Annotated in this window: 11 protein-coding genes; 4 read left to right on the top strand and 7 right to left on the bottom strand. The window is 57.1% G+C overall.

Features of this window, described 5'->3' with window-relative positions:
• Positions 1-63: 63 nt before the first annotated feature.
• On the bottom strand, positions 64-1,074 hold the full coding sequence (locus tag FHS27_RS20970) for an RluA family pseudouridine synthase (RefSeq protein WP_184306799.1): 1,011 nt from the start codon (positions 1,072-1,074) through the stop codon (positions 64-66).
• A gap of 231 nt (positions 1,075-1,305) precedes the next feature.
• The gene (locus FHS27_RS20965) at positions 1,306-3,759 is read right to left on the bottom strand and encodes a sodium-translocating pyrophosphatase (protein WP_184306798.1); all 2,454 of its coding nucleotides are present in this window, start codon (positions 3,757-3,759) and stop codon (positions 1,306-1,308) included.
• A gap of 406 nt (positions 3,760-4,165) precedes the next feature.
• Here FHS27_RS20965 and FHS27_RS20960 point away from each other — a divergent pair, with 406 nt between their 5' ends.
• Both FHS27_RS20960 and FHS27_RS20955 read left to right on the top strand, forming a co-directional pair.
• Positions 4,166-6,394, top strand: coding sequence for a c-type cytochrome domain-containing protein (locus FHS27_RS20960; RefSeq protein WP_184306797.1), 2,229 nt, complete (start codon positions 4,166-4,168; stop codon positions 6,392-6,394).
• A gap of 64 nt (positions 6,395-6,458) precedes the next feature.
• Positions 6,459-7,862, top strand: a complete 1,404-nt coding sequence (locus tag FHS27_RS20955; RefSeq protein ID WP_246420428.1) for a hypothetical protein — start codon at positions 6,459-6,461, stop codon at positions 7,860-7,862.
• Positions 7,863-7,996: 134 nt separating this feature from the next.
• Here FHS27_RS20955 and FHS27_RS20950 read toward each other — a convergent pair whose 3' ends face one another.
• From FHS27_RS20950 to FHS27_RS20935, 4 genes are all read right to left on the bottom strand, one after another.
• The gene (locus FHS27_RS20950) at positions 7,997-10,936 is read right to left on the bottom strand and encodes a serine/threonine-protein kinase (RefSeq protein ID WP_184306795.1); all 2,940 of its coding nucleotides are present in this window, start codon (positions 10,934-10,936) and stop codon (positions 7,997-7,999) included.
• Positions 10,923-11,567 carry an ECF-type sigma factor gene (locus FHS27_RS20945; protein WP_009093659.1) on the bottom strand — a complete coding sequence of 215 codons (645 nt, stop codon included), beginning with the start codon at positions 11,565-11,567 and terminating at the stop codon, positions 10,923-10,925. The genes FHS27_RS20950 and FHS27_RS20945 overlap by 14 nt, the downstream gene beginning before the upstream one ends.
• 5 nt (positions 11,568-11,572) lie before the next feature.
• Complete coding sequence (gene ygfZ, locus FHS27_RS20940) at positions 11,573-12,595, bottom strand: CAF17-like 4Fe-4S cluster assembly/insertion protein YgfZ (protein WP_184306794.1); 1,023 nt, start codon at positions 12,593-12,595, stop codon at positions 11,573-11,575.
• Between the two features lie 145 nt (positions 12,596-12,740).
• Positions 12,741-13,805 carry an LOG family protein gene (locus FHS27_RS20935; RefSeq protein WP_184306870.1) on the bottom strand — a complete coding sequence of 355 codons (1,065 nt, stop codon included), beginning with the start codon at positions 13,803-13,805 and terminating at the stop codon, positions 12,741-12,743.
• A 511-nt stretch (positions 13,806-14,316) separates the two neighbouring features.
• Here FHS27_RS20935 and FHS27_RS20930 point away from each other — a divergent pair.
• Both FHS27_RS20930 and FHS27_RS20925 read left to right on the top strand, forming a co-directional pair.
• On the top strand, positions 14,317-14,889 hold the full coding sequence (locus FHS27_RS20930) for a hypothetical protein (RefSeq protein WP_184306793.1): 573 nt from the start codon (positions 14,317-14,319) through the stop codon (positions 14,887-14,889).
• Entirely contained in the window at positions 14,890-16,974 is a 2,085-nt protein-coding gene (locus FHS27_RS20925; RefSeq protein ID WP_184306792.1) for a DEAD/DEAH box helicase, read from the top strand.
• A gap of 105 nt (positions 16,975-17,079) precedes the next feature.
• Here the strand turns inward: FHS27_RS20925 and FHS27_RS20920 are convergent, their stop codons facing one another.
• Positions 17,080-18,741 carry a DUF1598 domain-containing protein gene (locus FHS27_RS20920; protein ID WP_184306791.1) on the bottom strand — a complete coding sequence of 554 codons (1,662 nt, stop codon included), beginning with the start codon at positions 18,739-18,741 and terminating at the stop codon, positions 17,080-17,082.
• Positions 18,742-18,957 lie beyond the last annotated feature (216 nt).

Raw genomic sequence — 18,957 nt, 5'->3', positions numbered from 1 at the left:
CGCCAAAGATCAGGCCCCCGAAATTTGACGCCATCGTTTTAGAAAATGCGCTGTCGACGATCCTTATGAATCACGAGTTGGTTCAACCTTGCCTGAGAAGGCACCGGGCATTACCGCCCAATCCGGCGGTGGACTTTCATAGCGAACCTCGGTTTCGGTATCCGGATGAGTCAGCGTTAATCGCCAGGCATGCAAACACATCGGCGGCTGATCCACTCTCAGGGTCTGCGTGATCGTCTCGGACGACGACGCGGCATCGGCCGGCCGCGGATAAAACGGGTCACCCAGCACCGGATGATCCAGCGCCGCGGCGTGAACGCGAATCTGGTTGGTACGCCCCGTGATCGGTGATGCCATCAACAACGACGTCTCGTCGTCGAACCGTTCGATACAGCGAAAGAGGGTTTCGGCAGGTAAGCCGGAATCGTGAGTAATCCGAGCGCCGCCGGTGCCGTTCTCGGCGGACTGATCCACCCATCGAGCGTGACCGATTCTCAACTCGCACCGATGGTCCTCCCACCGAACGTGGCCACGCACCCGCACGAGATACTCTTTCTTGACGAGACGTTTTTCGAACTGCGGCTGGACAATCCCGGCCGCACGCGACGTTCGCGAGAACACAACAACGCCCGTCGTATTCGCGTCGAGCCGATGGGCGATCCGCAACTTTTCATCGGGATAAACACTCTCCAACAGCTTCGACAACGTGTTGAGGTTGAATCGGCCGCTCGGGTGCACCGGCAGGGGTGCCGGTTTGTCGATCACGAGCAGCGATTCATCCTCTGAGATAACACCGATGTTCGCGTTGACCTCTGGTTCGACAAATCCGTGCATGGCATGCACATACCGCCCGCCCACGCGAACGCGATGATCCGCCGTCAACGGGACCGCGTCCAACATGATCTCGCCCGCGTCGATCCACGCAAGCCACTGTTCTTTTCTCGTCGGTGGATGGTACTCGCATAGAAAATCGATCAACCGCATGCCCGACTGCGACTCACGAACACGCATCGTTCGTTCATTAACGTAAGGCTGACAACCGGGCAGCGTGTCGAATCGGATCGTTTTCATCATTCTTCTATCGAGCGTTGGACGATCCAATAACTTAATCCGTTCTGTCTCGATCGTTCCAGCACACTTGAAAAAATGCGAATCGAAAAAAGGTGAGTCTCAACACCGATCCGAATCGCGACGATTTCCACCGGTCACTGACGTTTTCAGCGGGCAACGTTTTGAGGTTGCAATGCGATCCATGCTGGGCAACACCATGCTTCCCGAGATACGGGCCGCGAGCAACAACGCGTGTTAGAAAATCTCCAACGCGACCAGCGAGTATCGAACGATCAATCCCGCGACCACAACGCTGACCATGCTCATCAGTTTGATCAAAATGTTGAGACTCGGTCCGCTCGTGTCTTTGAAGGGATCTCCCACGGTATCGCCGACGACGGCGGCCTTGTGCGCGAGGCTGCCCTTGCCGCCGTGATGTCCCGCTTCGATGTACTTCTTCGCGTTGTCCCACATCCCGCCGCTGTTGGCCATGAATACGGCCAAACAAAATCCGCTCGTCAGACAACCGGTGAGCAGCCCAAGCACGCCGCCGACGCCTAACAGCAATCCGACAACGATCGGCAGAAGCAGCCCCAGCAGACTCGGAAGAATCATCTCACGCTGTGCCGCTTTCGTGCTGATTTCGATCGGACGCTGATAATCCGGCGTGACCGTTCCTTCCAAAATACCAGGGTTATCGACGAATTGTCTTCGCACCTCGACCACCATTCCCTGCGCCGCTCGACCAACCGATTTCATCGTCATCGCGCAAAACAGGAACGTACTCATCGCACCTAAAAAGATGCCCACGAGAACCCGCGGGTTCATCAGCGTCGTGTCGTAGTAGTGAAGAAAATCCTGTAACGTCGCTTTGGTGACTTCCACTCGGTCGCCTTCGATCGCCGTGATGACGACGTTTTCATCGATCCCTTCCCCGCCTGCGATGGCATGCCACGTCGCTCTCTGCTGTGGCGTTTCCGACCGGGTTGGCATGATTAAAAACGTCTGTGTCCCTTCCGGCGTTTTCTCAATCATCAAATTGTTGTTGAGCTTAAAGTGACCTTCGCCGGAAACCTCCGAGGCGACATCCATTCCCCATCGATCGAATCCATCGCGAACGCCTTCGACGTACGCGGCCAATAACGCAAGCGCCGTCAACGCCGCCGATCCGATTGCGAAACCTTTCCCCGTCGCGGCGGTCGTGTTCCCGAGGCTGTCCAACGCATCGGTGCGTTCTCGCACGACAGGTTCGAGTCCCGCCATTTCTGCGTTGCCGCCCGCGTTGTCCGCGATCGGACCGTACGCGTCGGTCGCCAAGGTGATTCCGAGCGTGCTGAGCATTCCCACGGCGGCTAGGCCAACGCCGTAGAGCCCGAGCGAAAATCGATTCAAATCATTGAACTCGCCGCCGTTGGCAAACCCGAACGCCAAGAACATCGCCGCCGAGACGACCAAGACCGGAAACCACACGCTCAGCATCCCGTCGGCCACGCCACCGATGATGATGGTCGCCGATCCCGTTTCCGCCTCACCGGCCAAATGTTGTGTCGTCGCGTATTCGTCGCTGGTCACACGTTCGGTCCACCACCCGATCGCCCAACCCGCCATCAACCCCACAATCACGCTGATGGCGATTCCGGGAACCAAGCCGAAGAACAACGTGCCGGGGACCTTCGGCATCAGCCAAATCGACAACGCAATTGCCCCCACGACAACGAACAGAGACGACCGATTGATTCCCCGCGCGAGCGCGTGCAGAAGTGCCTTCTGCGATAACGAGTCGCCGGTCTTCACCGCATAGATTCCCGCGATCGAACAGAGAATTCCCATCGCCGCGATCGCCAACGGCAACAACATCGCATGCAATTGAGCCGAAGCGACGTCGCCTCCCTCGGGCAACATCCCGTCCTGGGACATCGCCGCAACGCCCAACGCCGCGGCGGCTAATACGGATCCCGTGTATGACTCATAGAGGTCGGCCCCCATCCCCGCCACGTCTCCAACGTTATCTCCCACGTTGTCAGCGATCGTCGCCGGATTCCTCGGCGAATCTTCCGCGAGGCTTTGCTCGACTTTGCCCACCAAATCAGCACCGACGTCGGCCGCTTTGGTGAAGATGCCGCCTCCCACGCGAGCAAACAAGGCCTGGGCACTCGCCCCCATCCCGAACGTCAACATCGTTACGGAGATCTGATGCAAACTCAGTTCCGCGTCCGCGCCTCCAACCATCGGCACAAGCCAATACAACACCGCGAACCAGATGCAAAGATAAAGCAGCCCCATCCCAACGACGGTTAGTCCCATAACCGCACCGCTGCGAAACGCGACTTGCAAACCATCGTTGAGCGACACGCGTGCCCCCGCCGCGGTCCGACTGCTGGCCTGAGTGGCCGTTCGCATCCCGATCCATCCGCACAGACCGCTGAACAATCCTCCCGTCAAAAACGCGATCGGCGTGAAGACCGACAGAACTTTCAGTCCCACCGCCGCGACCGCGAGCAACGCCGTCACCACCAAAAACACGATCGCGACCACCTTGTTCTGCTGGTGCAGATACGCCGCCGCCCCCGTCCGGACGCTCTCGGCAATGGCCCGCATCTCGTCGGTCCCCTCGTCCGCTTTCATCATCTGCAAGTGGAAGCGTCTCGCCCACGTCAACGCCAAAACAGAAGCCCCCGTTGCAACCAACCAAACCAGAATAGCGTCCATTCGGAAGTCCTCCCCAAAGTTGCTCGCAAAGTTCTATAGGCACGTTAACGTCAGCTTAACAGGTACACGGCGGGGGGTGTGCTAACCTGAAAAGCTTTGTCGTTTGCACCATTTTGTTGTCCGCTGACGATCGTGAAATCGCATCTTTCCTTTAGACGATTTCCCCAAAAAGCATCCCGTTGCCGGGAAAGACGCGGTCGTTGTTTTCCCCGTCATGTGGCCGACGCAATGGAATCACGCCGTTTCCATAAAAACCGTGACTGCGCCAAATTCAACATGGGCGGTTGCAAATCAGCCTACTCGGCGGGTTAAACTAAACCGCCTACTCAACCATCGATCGAGGGTTCCGTTTGAAACCCTCTGCCGTTGAATTATCGCATCTTGTCCCGATTTGAGCAGCTAAATCATGTTCCGTTTTCATTGGCTCCACCGTGCGTCCGTACTCGCTATCATCGCGGGATCGATCGCGACGCTCTCGCCCACTTCGGTCTCCCATGCGTCGGAGAGCGAGCAAACGGACGCCGAAAAATCGTCGCGATTAGCGGCCGACGTCAAGGAATTGCTCCGGTCACGCTGCTCCCAATGTCATGGGAACGACCAACAAATCGCCGACCTGAACGTCCTCTCACTCGAGTCGCTGCTCGCGGACGATCAGGTCGTTCCCGGAGACGCGAGCAATTCTCGACTGTACGAAATCCTGATCGAAGAAGACGAGGACACGCGGATGCCCAAGGGTGCCCCACCGTTGTCTGAAAAGGAACTCGCCTTGGTGCGTCACTGGATCGAAGCCGATGCTCCGGCTTTCCCTGCCGACATCGAACAACCGGTCGAGGAAGACCGCGACGATTCACTCAACGGACTCGTCGGAGTTGACTACGTCCTCAAACAAATCCTCGCCCACCAACGCACGCTCCCGGTCGAAAAACGCGTCCGGATGCGGTACTTCAGTTGCAACCATTTGATCGCCGGCGGAGCGACACGGGAACAAATCGATCTGCAACGCAAAGCACTCGCCAAAGCGGCCAACCATCTATCCTATCAACCTCGCATCGCTCCTTTGACCGTCGTCGATGGCGAAACCGCGACCGTCTTCGCGTACGACCTGCGTGACCTTGGATGGCATGTTCAACCCTATCGCAACGCGACGAAGTCTGCGAACCGGGCCGAATACAACCTGTTCGACCTCGTGTTGCTCGAATACCCGTATTCGATCGCCTACGAAGCTTCTGAAACGTACGACCGGCTCGCGATGGAATACATGCATCCCGCGGGGATGGTGCGACCGATTCCGTATGTACGTGTCGACTGGTTCTGCAGCACCGCGTTGCAACCGGCTCTGTACAACGATCTGATGCGATTGCCCCTGCATCTCAACGAGCTCGAAAAGCAAATCGGTGTCGATTCACAGGCCAACGTTCGCGACGGAATCGCTCAACGTGGCGCAGTCGCGGTCTCGGGTGTTTCGCACAACAACCGCGCAATGGAACGTCATCCCTCGAATCACGGTTCCTACTGGAAGAGCATCGACTACGCCTCGAGTAAAGGACGTGACAATCTGTTCGCCGACCCGATCAACCTGCACGGTGCCGGTGGCGAGATGATCTTTTCGTTACCTAACGGTTTGCAAGCGTACTATCTCGCGACGGGTGACGGATTGCGACTCGACTCCGCCCCGACCACGATTGTCACCGACAAATTTTCGGAGGACAAAAATGTCCGCAACGGGCTGTCTTGTATCCGTTGTCACGATCGCGGAATGAAACCGTTTCGTGATGACGTGCGAGCCTCCGTCATCGATCTGCCTGGCAGCTACGGATTCGACAAACGGAAAGTCGCTGAGCTCTACCCGACCAAAGAAACCATGGACGAGTTGATCGAAGAAGACCGCATTCGGTTCCTAACCGCGATGAAAAAGGTCAACGACGACGATTCCGATAACGAAACTCTGGCACCGGTCTCTCGTCGATTCCTCGACGCCCCGATCGCTTACCACACCGCGGTCGGCGAACTCGGACTGCAAAGTGAAAACTCATTCGAAGGCATGTTCCGCTCGCCGCAGTTCGCCGGTGCCGGACTCGTGCCACTGAGTAATAACGGCGTCATCCGCCGTGACATGTGGGAAGATTACTTTCCATCGATTGTCGAGTTCCTCGGCTTGGGCGTGCCCGTGATCCCGGTCGACGCGGTCACCCGCCCCGACTTTCGCGTCGATGGTTCGAACATCTCTGTCGCACTCTCAACCTCTCACACGAACAATCTTTATAGCCCCGGTGACGATCTCGTGATCTTCGCCAAAAACGAAGGGCAAACGACCGTTTACGTGGAAATGATCGGAACCGGTGTCGGCGGCGAGAAGGTCGTGTTGGTGCCAGCGGGCAAGACACTCTCCCCCGGTGAAACGCTACGCTTTCCCGAAACCGGTTCTCTCAAAGTGCAATCGACTCTCGGCAACGAACGCATCACTCTCTTCGCCAGCCTCGACGAATTCGAGGGCGGGCAGGTATTGAGTGCGAAAAACATGGCCGACCGCTTTGTTCACCCGTTCTACAAACTCAACGTTCACGGCGCCGTCGCACAACTCGACCACAAAGCGAACCGAATCGAGAAGCAAACGCTCACGATCGAAACTCGTTAACGCACCTGAACACTCACACTCGCTCTCAAAACACCCCGAACCGATCCCGATGAAAGTCATGACGATGAAAACCCAATTTTATCGGCTCACCTTTGCCACCCTTCTTGGCCTCCTTGCTTCCGTACTCGCGCCGCCCGCAGACGCGGCCGACGAATTGGAAAAGGAATTAATCCGCGTCTCCAAATCGATCCTCGATCACGCACGCGATGCAGGCTACAGGAATATCGGCGTCCTCAAATTTGCCGTCGACAACAAAAAAGACGCCATGGGCGGACACGACTCGGCACTCGGACGTCGTTTAGCCAATAAACTCGAGATGGCGCTGATCCTAAACGTCGACATCAGCCAACCGATTGGCATTGCGAAGAACGCCAGCGACACGGCGGCAACCATCGCGGGAGCCAGTCATGTGTCGAGCTCACGCAACGCACGCGAGCGACTGTTTCTAAAATCCTACCCGATGTCATGGGGATCAAAGAATCTTCCCATCGACGCGTTCTACACCGGCTCGGCCGTTTTGACGTCCGATCTATCCAAAATGCTGGTCGGGATCCGAGTGCTCGATGGCACAACCGGATCGCTGGAGTGGGTGCCCGGATTGCAGTTCGAGACGAAACCGGGGTTCGATGAATTGATGGACGCCGGACAAAGCTTCACCACCCGCGGAATCTTCGACTCGGCCAACATCAAATTGACCAAATCGGAGCGTCAAGAAAAGGCAACCGAAGCGGCGACCCTCACGTCGCTCGACGTGTCTGACGCATCGGACAAACAGCAAACCAGTAGCAAACATCCGCTCTCGGCCGACAATCCCGATTCACCGATCACTTTCGAAGTTCACTACGACAACCAACCTCAGCCTATTCGGATCGAAGGAGGGTTGGCCTTTGTCGCCGAACCGAACGAAGACCAAACGGTGATGTTTGTCGTCCGACGCAAAGGAACCGCGCGACCGCGACTCGCCGTCGTCGTGAAGGTCAACGGCGAAAACACGCTCAAGAAAGAAACGCTCCCCGACGCCAAATGCGGTGCATGGATTTTCGAACCACACATGGACGTGTTCGGAATCAAGGGTTACCAAATCAACCAAGATGAACGCGAACCGTTTCGCGTCTTGTCTGACCGCGAATCGATCGAGAAGGAAATCGACTACGGTTCTCATTCCGGAACAATTTCCATCTCGGTCTTTCCGGAGTTGAAGTCGACACCTAAATCCGATCCGGTAACTCCCGCGAGCGACCTGCTCGCCCTGCTGGAAGATGCAGAACATCCCGAACAAAAACCGAGCACGTTGGCAGCCTTACGCTCCACGCTCGACCCATCGTTCAATCACCTCGCAACCCGTGGCCTCATCGGCGGGAAGTCGAAGATCAAAGCATCCGTCGAGAAGACGACCATGGAACGCGACGACGTTCCTTTGATGAGTGCGACGCTGCGATATTACAGCCCCAGCGACCTGCCCGAATAACGGACGAGTGCGTTGCCGCGGGATGACGGGCCCAGCCAACGGTCAGCGGTCAACTGCCAGCGCATATACCGATTCGAATCACCGTCGCGCGACGATGCCGATAACAACCCGCTACTCTCGATCGCGGAAACTCGTTACGCGAAACGCAGAACGCTGTATGTCTCGACCGCTTGCTCGAGCAAAGTCATCGAGATCATCGCCGGATGTTTGCACAGCACGAGTGGTAACATCGGCAATTGAGCCGCGATCAGTCGAGCCAAAAGCCGATCCGGTGGTTCGCGGTTCGCCAAGTCGCCGCGTCTGACCTGCAAGATCGCCGCATTGAGAGTTGGACCGAAGGGACCGTAAGGTAATTCAGCCACACGTTTCTCGCGTGCCGCGAAATACCCCGCACCGCTGGCCGCGGGTGTCCACTCCAGTTCCGGATCTAATTTCGCCGCTTCGACAAAATTGCTCGACTGTTCGTATATGTCGATCAACAATCCACGCGGGAAGAAATCTTCTTCGGTCAGTTTCTCGCTGTCGACGATCAATCCGAGTGCCGACTGGATCGCGCGATCCGCGTTCCCGCGAAACCACTCCGCTCGAGCTAACTCGGTTTTCAAAAACCGCGACGCCGGATGCAGTCCCGTCGCTCGCCGCATGAACTGCATGCCCTGCGAATCTTCAAAACGGATAATCTTCACCCATCCGGCCTGATGGTGAACCTGCCAATGATTGGGGCTCGTTCGCGTGAGATCTCGCAGCACCTCATCGGCGGCATCGAAATCAGCGAGCACCTGATAGTTCACCATCGCGCGGGCCAACAAGGCCTCCCGGTTGCCCGGCGACAACGAGAGTGCTCGCGCCGCGGACTCTTGGCTGAGTGAAATCAGTTCGCTCGCACGTTCGTCGTTCTCACGCGCCGCCAAACTGATCGCGGTCAGCGCGATCCCCGCGTGCGCCTGAGCGTAGTTGGAATCAACCGTCGCGGCATGTTGAAAACAACTCAGGGCCGTTCGCATCGCCGCCGCTGTTCCGGGGTCCGACAACGTGCGTCCCTTAATCAAGCACGTAAAGGCTTCGGGGTTTTCGATCGTGTCACGTTCTTCGCCCTGCGTCAGTTCGCGTCCGATCGCTTCGGCGAGTTCTTGTGCGAGTGCCGACTGTTCGATCAGGTTGTCACCCGCCGCGGTCGGAATCACTAAACCTTCGATGAGTTTGCCCGTCTTTCCCGAAACGATGTCGACATTGACTGTCATGATCGGGCTCGATTCGGGTCCCGCCTGCGCGACCGAGAACGTTCCCGCCACCAACGCATCGACCTGCAACAGTTTCGCCGCTTCCTGAAAATCCGATGGTAACGTCGCGGTGATCGGCACGTACTTCGGCACCGTGATGCCGTCGATTCGCGACAATTCGTTAACCAACAATCCGGACAACAACTCGCCTTGATCGAGCCTTCGATCCGGCGCGGGAGAATCATTTCGCAAATCCGACGCATCGCCCGCGTTTTGAAAACGCAAAACACCGATCGACCGAATCGCACGCATCTGACCGCTAGTGCTGGCCGGCAATAAAGTGGCACCGATCACTCCACCGGCGACAGCACCACCTAACATTTCGATCAACCGACGACGGCTGATTACGACGCCGCCTCCATCAACCACGCTGCCACTCCCCGCCATGCCAGCGCCGTTTCGCAGAGTCACCTGACTCGCGGGAGCCGTCGCCTGCAACGTACTGAGCACGTCAGCGGCAGACGGTCGCGATGCCGGGGCCTTCGATAACATCGAGAGAATTAAATCGGACAACGCCACGTCGTCGCGCCGGCGGGCAGGATCCGCGAGCGGTTGCTTTTCGAGGACCGCGGCAAACCGTTTCGTTGCTGTCTCGCCGGAAAATGCAGGACGTCCAAACATTGCTTCGAACAAGACACAACCGAGCGAAAAGATATCCGCCGCAGGCGTGACCACGCCCCCTCGCGCCTGCTCGGGCGCCATGTAACCGGGCGTCCCCAAGATCATTCCTACACGCGTGGCGGAATCGGTGTCCGAGATTTTCCGAGCCGCCTCAGGCGTTAACGCCTCGGACAGCCCGGAATCGTTTTGCCAGTTCGTCGACCCAACTCGCGAGAGGCCAAAGTCGAATAACTTCAAACTCGATTCGTTGGCGCCACTCTTGGAATCTCCGCTATTGCTGCCGCCGCTCGAGGTGGACGGGCGTTTGCGGTTCATCACCATCACGTTTTCAGGTTTGATGTCGCGGTGAATGACACCGCTCGCGTGAGCAACCGCTAACGCATCAGCCAACTGCACGCCCCAATTGCGAACCTGTTGCGTTGTGATCGGTTCACTCTCGACACGATCACGCTGCATACGATGCAACAACGTTTCGCCTCGCAAATGTTCCATCACAACATAGGGCATCCCTTCGTAGACACCGATGTCAAACAGTTCAACGATATGCGGATGCGTCAGCGCCGCTACCGCTTTAGCTTCGCGTTGAAAACGCTCGACCAGCACGTGTGATTGCCGATCGTGCAACGACAACATTTTGATCGCAACGCTACGATCCAAACGTGTATCGGTAGCCCGGTAAACGATCCCCATCCCACCGCGACCGAGAATACTGGTCAACAAATAGGGGCCAATCGTGTCACCGAGATTGGGCAGATCACCAGGAGTCTCGTCCAATTCATTCAAACGTGGCGTTGGACTCGGGATCACTTCGGTCGGAGCCCCGTGCACATCGGCAGGTGTCGGATGGTTGGGCAGTCCGTTGTCCGCTGTTGCTGACTTCGCATGCGTGGTCGAGTCGGCTTGATCGTTGGATGCCGTCGACGATTTCGACGAAGACTGGGCTCCCGAGGGATCGACTATCTCGCGTTCGAGCTCAGCCAAAATCGCCCGCAACTCCGCACGCAACAAAGGCGTGTGTTCTCCGCCGTATCGCTTCACGAGCGGATCAATTTCTTCACTCAGCAAATTGAGATCGCCGCCCGCCCGCAATGCCTCTCGCGCACGCGATTCATACTCGAGACAAATCGCATCGAGTCTCGCTAATTCTCGAGCGGGCAGATCACTGAGTTTCATCTTGCTCCTCCTCCAATTCGCGCTGCTCGGACCACGTCTTGCGGATCAGTTGCAAGCGACGCTCGACAGCGCGTTTGCTGATTTCCAGACGTCCGGCGATTTCGTCGACTAAATATCCGTCCATTCTCAATACCGCGATTTCTCTTAGTTGTTCGTCGGGCAACGCGTCGAGCAATTGCTCACACGCTTCAGCCAACTCGGCTCGAACGTCAGGTCGGGCCGCGTCGTCCCCGCCACCCATCTGTTCCAATCCAGCCGGACCAGAATCTCCGCGAGCATCTAGGAAAACGGATTCTCCTCGAACGTTGCCGCCGCCTCTCTTTTGACGTGTCTGCCGCCGCAAATGTGCATTCACTTTGCGACTCGTCAACGTGATCAGCAATCCCCATAAATTATCAGGGCCGGCGAGGTCAGGAAACTGATCACGTCGGATCCCCGCGATGAAACTGTGAAACGCCGACAGCGCGATGTCCTCCTCGTCCCCCGTGCGGCGAAGATTCTTGGGCAACCGAGTTCCCGCCAACCGAACGAGCGGTTGAAAGTAGCGTTCCCATAGAATGGTCGTCGCCTGTTCATCCCCGTCACGAACTTGGTCGAGTAACTCGGCAAACTGTTCAAACGTGAAATCCATCGCAGCTATTCCCCCACCACTTTGGCGACAAACTCACGCTCACCCGACGTGCCGTTCGCTTCGGCCCCCGTTTCAAAATGGCTGCGCCGGGCAAAACCGATCGCATAGATTCCCGGCTCACCCCCTGGTTGGGATTCGATCACCACGACGCTCGTCAGTCGCCCGACGGCTTTTTCGCCGCCCGCAAAGAGTTTCGTATCAACGTCCGGTGGAGAATGCTCACCGATTCCCTCGACCGACCATCTGACTAACTTCTTTTGAACCTGACCCAATGCATCCAATCTCGCGATCGTTTCCTGGCCGAGGTAACAGCCCTTCGTGAACGAAATCGTCTGCGGTTCCCGGCTGATTTCCTGAGGAAGATGCGAATCGTTAAAATCAGTTCCGTACCAGGGGAATCCCGCCGACACTCGCAGTTGATGAAAACGTTGGTTCGCCGGCTCACCCTCCATCATCGCGTCGCCGACATTTTGAGTCCCGACCAAATCCCCGATGGCTCGGCTCATCGACTGGCTCGAAACCTCCTGCGACTTCGAGGTCAAAATCAGCACCCCCGGCAAACCGTCTTTCGATCCGACCCAAGGCACGGCGTAGGCGGCAAAGGATTGAACCTCACTTGATCCCGTCTTGCTGTCATCACGATCGATCGACAGCGATACTTCGATCCGTTGGAGAGCCCCGGCTTCCGCCGTTTCATCGAATCCACTGACACGCGTGTTTTCGTCTTGAACAATCAACCATCCTTGGAACCCGTCATCGAGAACACGCGGCACCGCATCTTCGCGAATGGTGTACTTGTCCATCTGCGCGGCGATCGCATCCGCTTGCCCGGACGCACCGATCAATCGATATCCGTCTTGCGTTCGATACGCCAACACATGGCCAAGACATTTGCCTTTCACGTTTGTGATAAACGTCTCGGCGCCGGGGCCGTCTGGTTCGAGCGATTTGACCTCGTTGGTCGTCAAGTTATGCAAAATCGCTGCGGCATCTTTGCCAACGAGATCGAGCACACTGAGCGGAGGCATTCGTAGAATCAAAACTGCGTCTCATACGATGGGTGTGGACGGTTCTGGAATGCCCCCTGACGTCGACGATGTCCTGCCGAACAGTTCGTCAACGAGAACCAGAATACCGAAGTGAAGTTGTTGCGGGCTGTGAGGTGTTGTTTCACTACCGCGACGAAATAACGGACGATTCCGCCAATGCCTGACCGTTGATGAAATTGATCAACATCCTTAAACGCCCGAGCGATCGACGATTGAAATTGAATACCAAACGTGGGTACGCGGCGAGTTCCTTTTCACCGGATTCCTCAGGCAATGCATGACGCTGTTCGTAGGTGCCCTTCTTCACGATATCCGCGAAATCCGTTCGGATCGCTTCGAGTTGTTCGTCCGTCAAAGGAGCACGTAACCGCAAAACCAATTGATCACGGACGTAGCGCATCGAGTGGTAAACTTTGTAAAACGTCAACAACTCATCGACGGCTTCGTCAACCGAATTGGTGATCTTGTAAAGAGCACTATCCTCCGGACTGATCATGCCATCGTTTAGCAATTGTTTGTCGAAGAACTTTCCGAGATCCTTCCAGTAACTCCCCTCGGGATGATCCAGCAAGACGAGCGGGATCATGGTTTGTTTTCCCGTTTGCAGCAGAGTCAATGTTTCGCACGCTTCGTCGAGCGTTCCAAAACCTCCAGGCAAACAAACCACTCCACTGCACTCTTTGACAAACATCAGTTTGCGGGTGAAGAAATATTTCATCGTAACGAGTTTCGGATCGTTGTCGATGTATTCGTTGGCTCCCTGCTCAAAAGGCAGCATGATGTTCAGGCCCATCGACGCATCACGTCCAGCGCCTTTATGGCCCGCTTCCATGATGCCGCCGCCGGCCCCGGTAATCACCATCCAACCGTGAGCTGCCATCCGTCGACCGAGATCCACGGCGGACATGTAATCGGGCTGGTCCGGTGCCGTTCGCGCCGAACCGAATATCGTGACCTTACGTCGTCGACGAAACGGCCGAAAAACCTGAAACGCGTATCGAAGTTCACGCAACGTCCGTGACAGTATCTTCACATCGCCGCGTGCCGTTTCATCCCGTTCGAGCCGGCCGATCGTGTGTCGCATCACCTGATAAAGATCTTGTGAGTTGACGCGTGATATCGGTTCGTCTGCGGGTTGAGGCCGGTGCAATTCGTCCTCCCCGATCGCCTCGCTGGGCAACTGCTTCATTTGGGCGCCGTTGTCGTTTTCGGGCTTCCGACCTCGTCGACGACCACGCGGGCGAGATTTCTTGCTCGACGCCGCGTCCGAACTAGTCGCCTCGGACGACTGCGTTCCGTTTTCCTCCGCGGGATCTGGCGAGGGGTTCTGCTTGGTCGGTTTAGGGGGCTGTGTGGGGCTCATCATTGATCCTTTCTTATGAATTCAAGCCAATCCTGTATTCATGACGCTCGAATTTGGCGTCCTTTTCTAAACATTTCTCTTTTGGCCAAGATTCTACAGGTATCACCCGGTCGACTACAGACGCGTAACTCTATCGCCTGCGTGGTCTGGGCAAAACAGTGGTTTTAGCGACGCCCGGGGCCGGCAAAATCCCTGCAATCCGAGGCATTCGATTGACCCGAAGAAAAGGACGCCGGTGACTCAAGTTGCAACGAAATCGGTGCCGATGGTGGAGAGAGTGACGACGAGGAAGGACCCTCGTCGGTTACTTTCACCGAATGGGGGAAGACAACAAGGTATGGGATCAAGCAAGGACGCTGCCGCGGCCACGACAATCGGTTATTTCACAACGGTGGAATCCGAACGCACCGGATGGACCGGTGGTTTGTTAGTTCTCAACGGGGCAGGACGCCCGCTCGAGTTTCAATGCACGTTGCCAATCCGGCCATCCCGCGCTCACGAAATCCTGTTCGGCACGACGCTTCGACAGCATTTGATTAGCGAAGTGATCGGGCCAACGCTGCTGCAAAAATGCCGCACACCGATCTCGCTGCTATGCTGCGGACAACCCGAGGCGATCTCGCTGCAGGAAAACCTGCCCTCGTCAGCGGCATCCCTGCCGGCCAGTTCAGCAGTCCGATCCACCGTCGTCGCCGTCGTCCAACGAGAAGACGAAAAACGGATTCGCGAACTCGAAGGCCACTGCCGCGTCACGCTCGGTAACGCCACCCTGCACGTCGCGATGGAACGGATCGACGATGCCGAAACCGCGATCGCCGGACTCAGCGACATTGTCGACACGCACGAACCGTTCGAACGGATCACCGAAGCGATTCGCGAAGCCCAGAGCCAGATGGCGAGGGCAGCCTGAATGTGGTTTCGCGCCAAACAACCCAACGCCGACACGTCATCCGATTCGAGCGCATCACCGACCGATGCGATCGATGCAGCGCGGACCGGCGGTAAACTGCCAAACACCGGTTTGCCCACCGACGGCTTTCGGCAAAATGGGATATCGTCGCGCCCCGCAGACTCGGTCCCAACCGCGCCCAACCAATCGATCCAGCCACAACCCAACGTGGTCCCATCATCGTTGCCGACCCATGCAACGCCTCGCCCCGACCTCACGTGTGACATTGACGAGAGCCTGAGTTGGTCGACGCATCCTGCCGATGACATTCAGCACGAAACGGACTGCGAATCCCGCGACACGTTTCACAACGGTGGATTCGAAGTCGTCACCCGGACCCTGGCGTGGTCCCCGCTGCAGACGACTCGGGTACCGATCAAACTACCTGCCTTGCGTGTGAAGACGAACGGATTCCTTTTTCCCGAAGCCGCCTCTTGGATTCCCAAAACGCAAGCGCCCGCCAACGCGTCTGTCGCCGGCCGAATCGGCGGTGACGAATCGGAATCCAAATCACCCGCCAAGCGTCCCCAACGCAAGATCGGCAAGCACGCGCGGATCAAGCCGCCTAACGATATCGTTAAACTGCAAGACCGACTCTATTACCTTCTGCAACCGCCGCTCGATCTGCTCGTCGGTAGCGGCCAGTTGAACTTTCCGTTCGAACCGTTCCCCTATCAACTCGACGGCATCGCATTCCTCTTCCCGCGTTATGCATGCGTGCTGGCCGACGAAATGGGGCTCGGCAAAACGATGCAAGCGATCAGTACGATGCGAATGCTGTTGTGTAGTGGCGAGCTGCGCAACATTTTGCTCGTCTGCCCGAAACCCTTGGTCAGCAACTGGTTGCGCGAGTTCAGCGTTTGGGCACCCGAGATTCCTGTGATGGCAATCGAAGGCAACGCCGCGAAACGGGAGTTCCAGTGGCGAGCGACGAACGCACCGGTCAAAATCGCCAACTACGAATTGTTGATGCGTGACAAAGAGATCGTCCTCGAAAGTGGATTGCACTTCGATCTTGTCGCTCTCGACGAAGCCCAACGGATCAAAAACAGCAACAACACGACGAGTGAAATCGTACGTGCGATCCCACGAACCCGTTCCTGGGCGCTGACGGGAACTCCCGTTGAAAATTCACCGGACGATCTCGTCGGCATCTTCGACTTCCTATCTCCGGGATACCTCACCGCGGGAATGCCGTTGCCTCAGATGGCCAAGGCCGCCGGCGACTATATCCTCCGTCGGACCAAAGACATGGTTCTCGACGACATGCCACCGAAACTGTTCCGTGATGCAGACATTGACCTCACCCCCGAACAATGGGCGCGGTACGAGGCGGCGGAATCCGATGGCATCATTCATCTCGAAGAACTCGAGGAATCACTCACGATTCAACACGTCTTTGAGCTTGTTTTGCGGCTCAAACAGATCTGCAATTTCGATCCCGTCACCGGCGCGAGCGCGAAACTACAACGACTCGAAGCCGACATGGAGGAGGTCGCCGCGAGCGGCCAGAAAGCGATCCTGTTCAGCCAATGGACGAAGACGATTGACAAGATGCGGCCGGCGATCGAAAAATTCGGTGTGCTGGAATACCACGGAAAGATCCCGCATAAAAAACGCGAAACCGTGATCGACCAATTCAAAAACGATCCCGAAAAACGCATCATCCTGATGAGCTACGGTGCCGGCAGTGTGGGACTCAACCTACAATTCTGTCGCTACGTTTTCTTGTTCGACCGATGGTGGAACCCGGCGATCGAGGATCAAGCGATCAATCGCGCTCACCGCATTGGTGCCGCAGGCAGCGTCACGGTCACGCGAATGATGGCGGCCGGTACGATCGAACAACGCATCGCCTCGGTGTTGGACCAAAAGCGAGAAATGTTTGACACCCTTTTCGCCGCTCAGAACGAACCATCGAGCACTCACGACCGCGCGCCCAAGCCGGCTTCCAACAGCCCGCTGTCTCGTACGGGCGGTTTAAATCGTGACGAGATCTTTGGCCTGTTCGACCTCAGAGCCCCCGGCGGTAAGAAGGTCGCATAACTTCGAGGCCTGCATCCAGGCGACTCGAATACAGCGAACGGCCGCATTATCGTTTGATGATGCTCCATTGCAACCGTGCGGCCTCACCCCAAACGCTTTCGCGACTTAATTTCCGATCCGCCCGTTCCACCACCATCGATTCGTGGGTCGTTCGTCGCGGAACTTCACGTACGGTTTGAGGCCCGGATAGTCCACCGTCTTGATCGGCAGTAACTCTTTCGGTGCGATCTTCACTCCACCGCTCGCCATCAAAACCTGGTGCTGTTTTCGACCTTTGCGATATCGGTGAAACACGGCAATCGAATCGACTTGAGTCGGAGGCTCTAATTTCTCGGCTTGGTCGGCGGCGAAGTACATCACTGCGCGTTGCAACGTTTCGTGATCGGACGTCGGAGTCATCCGCTTCCATAACTCCGCGATCGCAGTGGCCATGTACACGGACTCGAGTGCCCCATAGACCGGATACTTTGATCGAATGCCAACCCAATTTTGGTTGAAGTGTTCGACAAACGCGAGCGAGGCATCGTCAACGACTCGATTCCCGCGCGCACCGTCGAGTTGCGCGCGTTCATTCTCACCACTGAGCCGGATCGGACTGCCCGCGATTTGGACAATCTTGTCCCCGTCCACTTCGGTGGCCCGTACATCGACCGCGTCGGACGTGAACCATAACCGCAACAGCAAATCCGTGGGCGGCGTCCCGTCACCCGTTGACGACAACATTTGCAGATAGTTGCGGACACGTTCTGGCATCGGTTCACTGCCCAATGCGAGCCGTTTCATGTGACGGTCGGCTTCCACCATCAAATAGGCCACCTCATGCGACGCAGTCGTTCCAAAAACGATGATATCCTGTCGCCCTAACGCTTCGGCGAGCTCATCGGCGGCCCGCGCCATCGGAACGTCACCGCCGACAATTCGTTGTCCCAACGCTGCGGCCGATCGCAGCCCATCGGGCGTCGGATCAATCGTGCATCCAAACGGCACACCGCTTCGAGCTGACTTCAGCCCGACCGCCATCGACACCAAACTCATCGGCGGCATCCCGGTTCGGCGATCCAGCTCCCAGCCATCGACTTCGTCGAACCCGGCCACGGGCCCCGCCAGGATCAAATCGTCGCTGGTGACCAAGACCAGCGTGACTCGAGACAATCCCGCCATTGCACGAAATGCCTCGAGTTCATCATCCACGACAACGGTTTCAGCAATCGACGCGCCGTCGCTGTCGCGTTTGCCCGATTGCATCCGCAACGACCGCGTCGCGAGAGCCTGCATCATGCGTCGCATCGATACGCAGCGTGCCTGCGCGGGAGATCGCCAATCGTCCTCGCTGCCCGCTTCGTGGTCGCGGCTGCTCTCCTTGGGCGCCAGCATTTTAGAGATCGCGGACGCGTTATCTGATTTCGTAACAATTTTGCGTTCGTAATCGCGGAGCAAACCTCGCGGATCAACCATGACACCTTGTGGATACGGCGCCATGGTCCCAACACCGCCGAGAGCCTCCCACGAATCAGGTTCGACCGTCTGCTGGATCAACGTCATCAGCGAATCGAAGTCCGCCATCGAACCTCCTCCCTGAGCGTTGTTCGCCCCCGCCTGCTCTCCGCCGCCGATTCCCGGATTCTGACCACCGAACAGGCCACCCCCCTGCGGTTCCCCGAACTGACCGGAGAAACCGGCCTGCTGGGCGTTTGCGTGTGGGCTCAATTGCAATACCGCAACCACACCGGAAATGACGAACACCACCCTGGCCAAACACATTCGCATCGCAGCTTCCTCGAATAGCTAAAGAAAAGACGCGAGCCCTCGAGACAAAGGGCCCGCGTCTATGCAATGTACCAATCCGACGAGAGACCGCAAAATTTTTCGGCGCTGAAACCAACCGACCTAAGACCGACCAGTCAAATCAACAAAAAACCGCGACTCATTTGCGACATTCATGCGGATTAGCCTGCCATTTCCCCATCCCGACGGGCCACATTC

This window comes from Aporhodopirellula rubra (assembly GCF_014192335.1).
GTDB lineage: Bacteria > Planctomycetota > Planctomycetia > Pirellulales > Pirellulaceae > Rhodopirellula > Rhodopirellula rubra.
The sequence above is the reverse complement of the archived record's forward strand: the minus strand, read 5'-3'. Positions and strand labels throughout refer to the sequence as shown.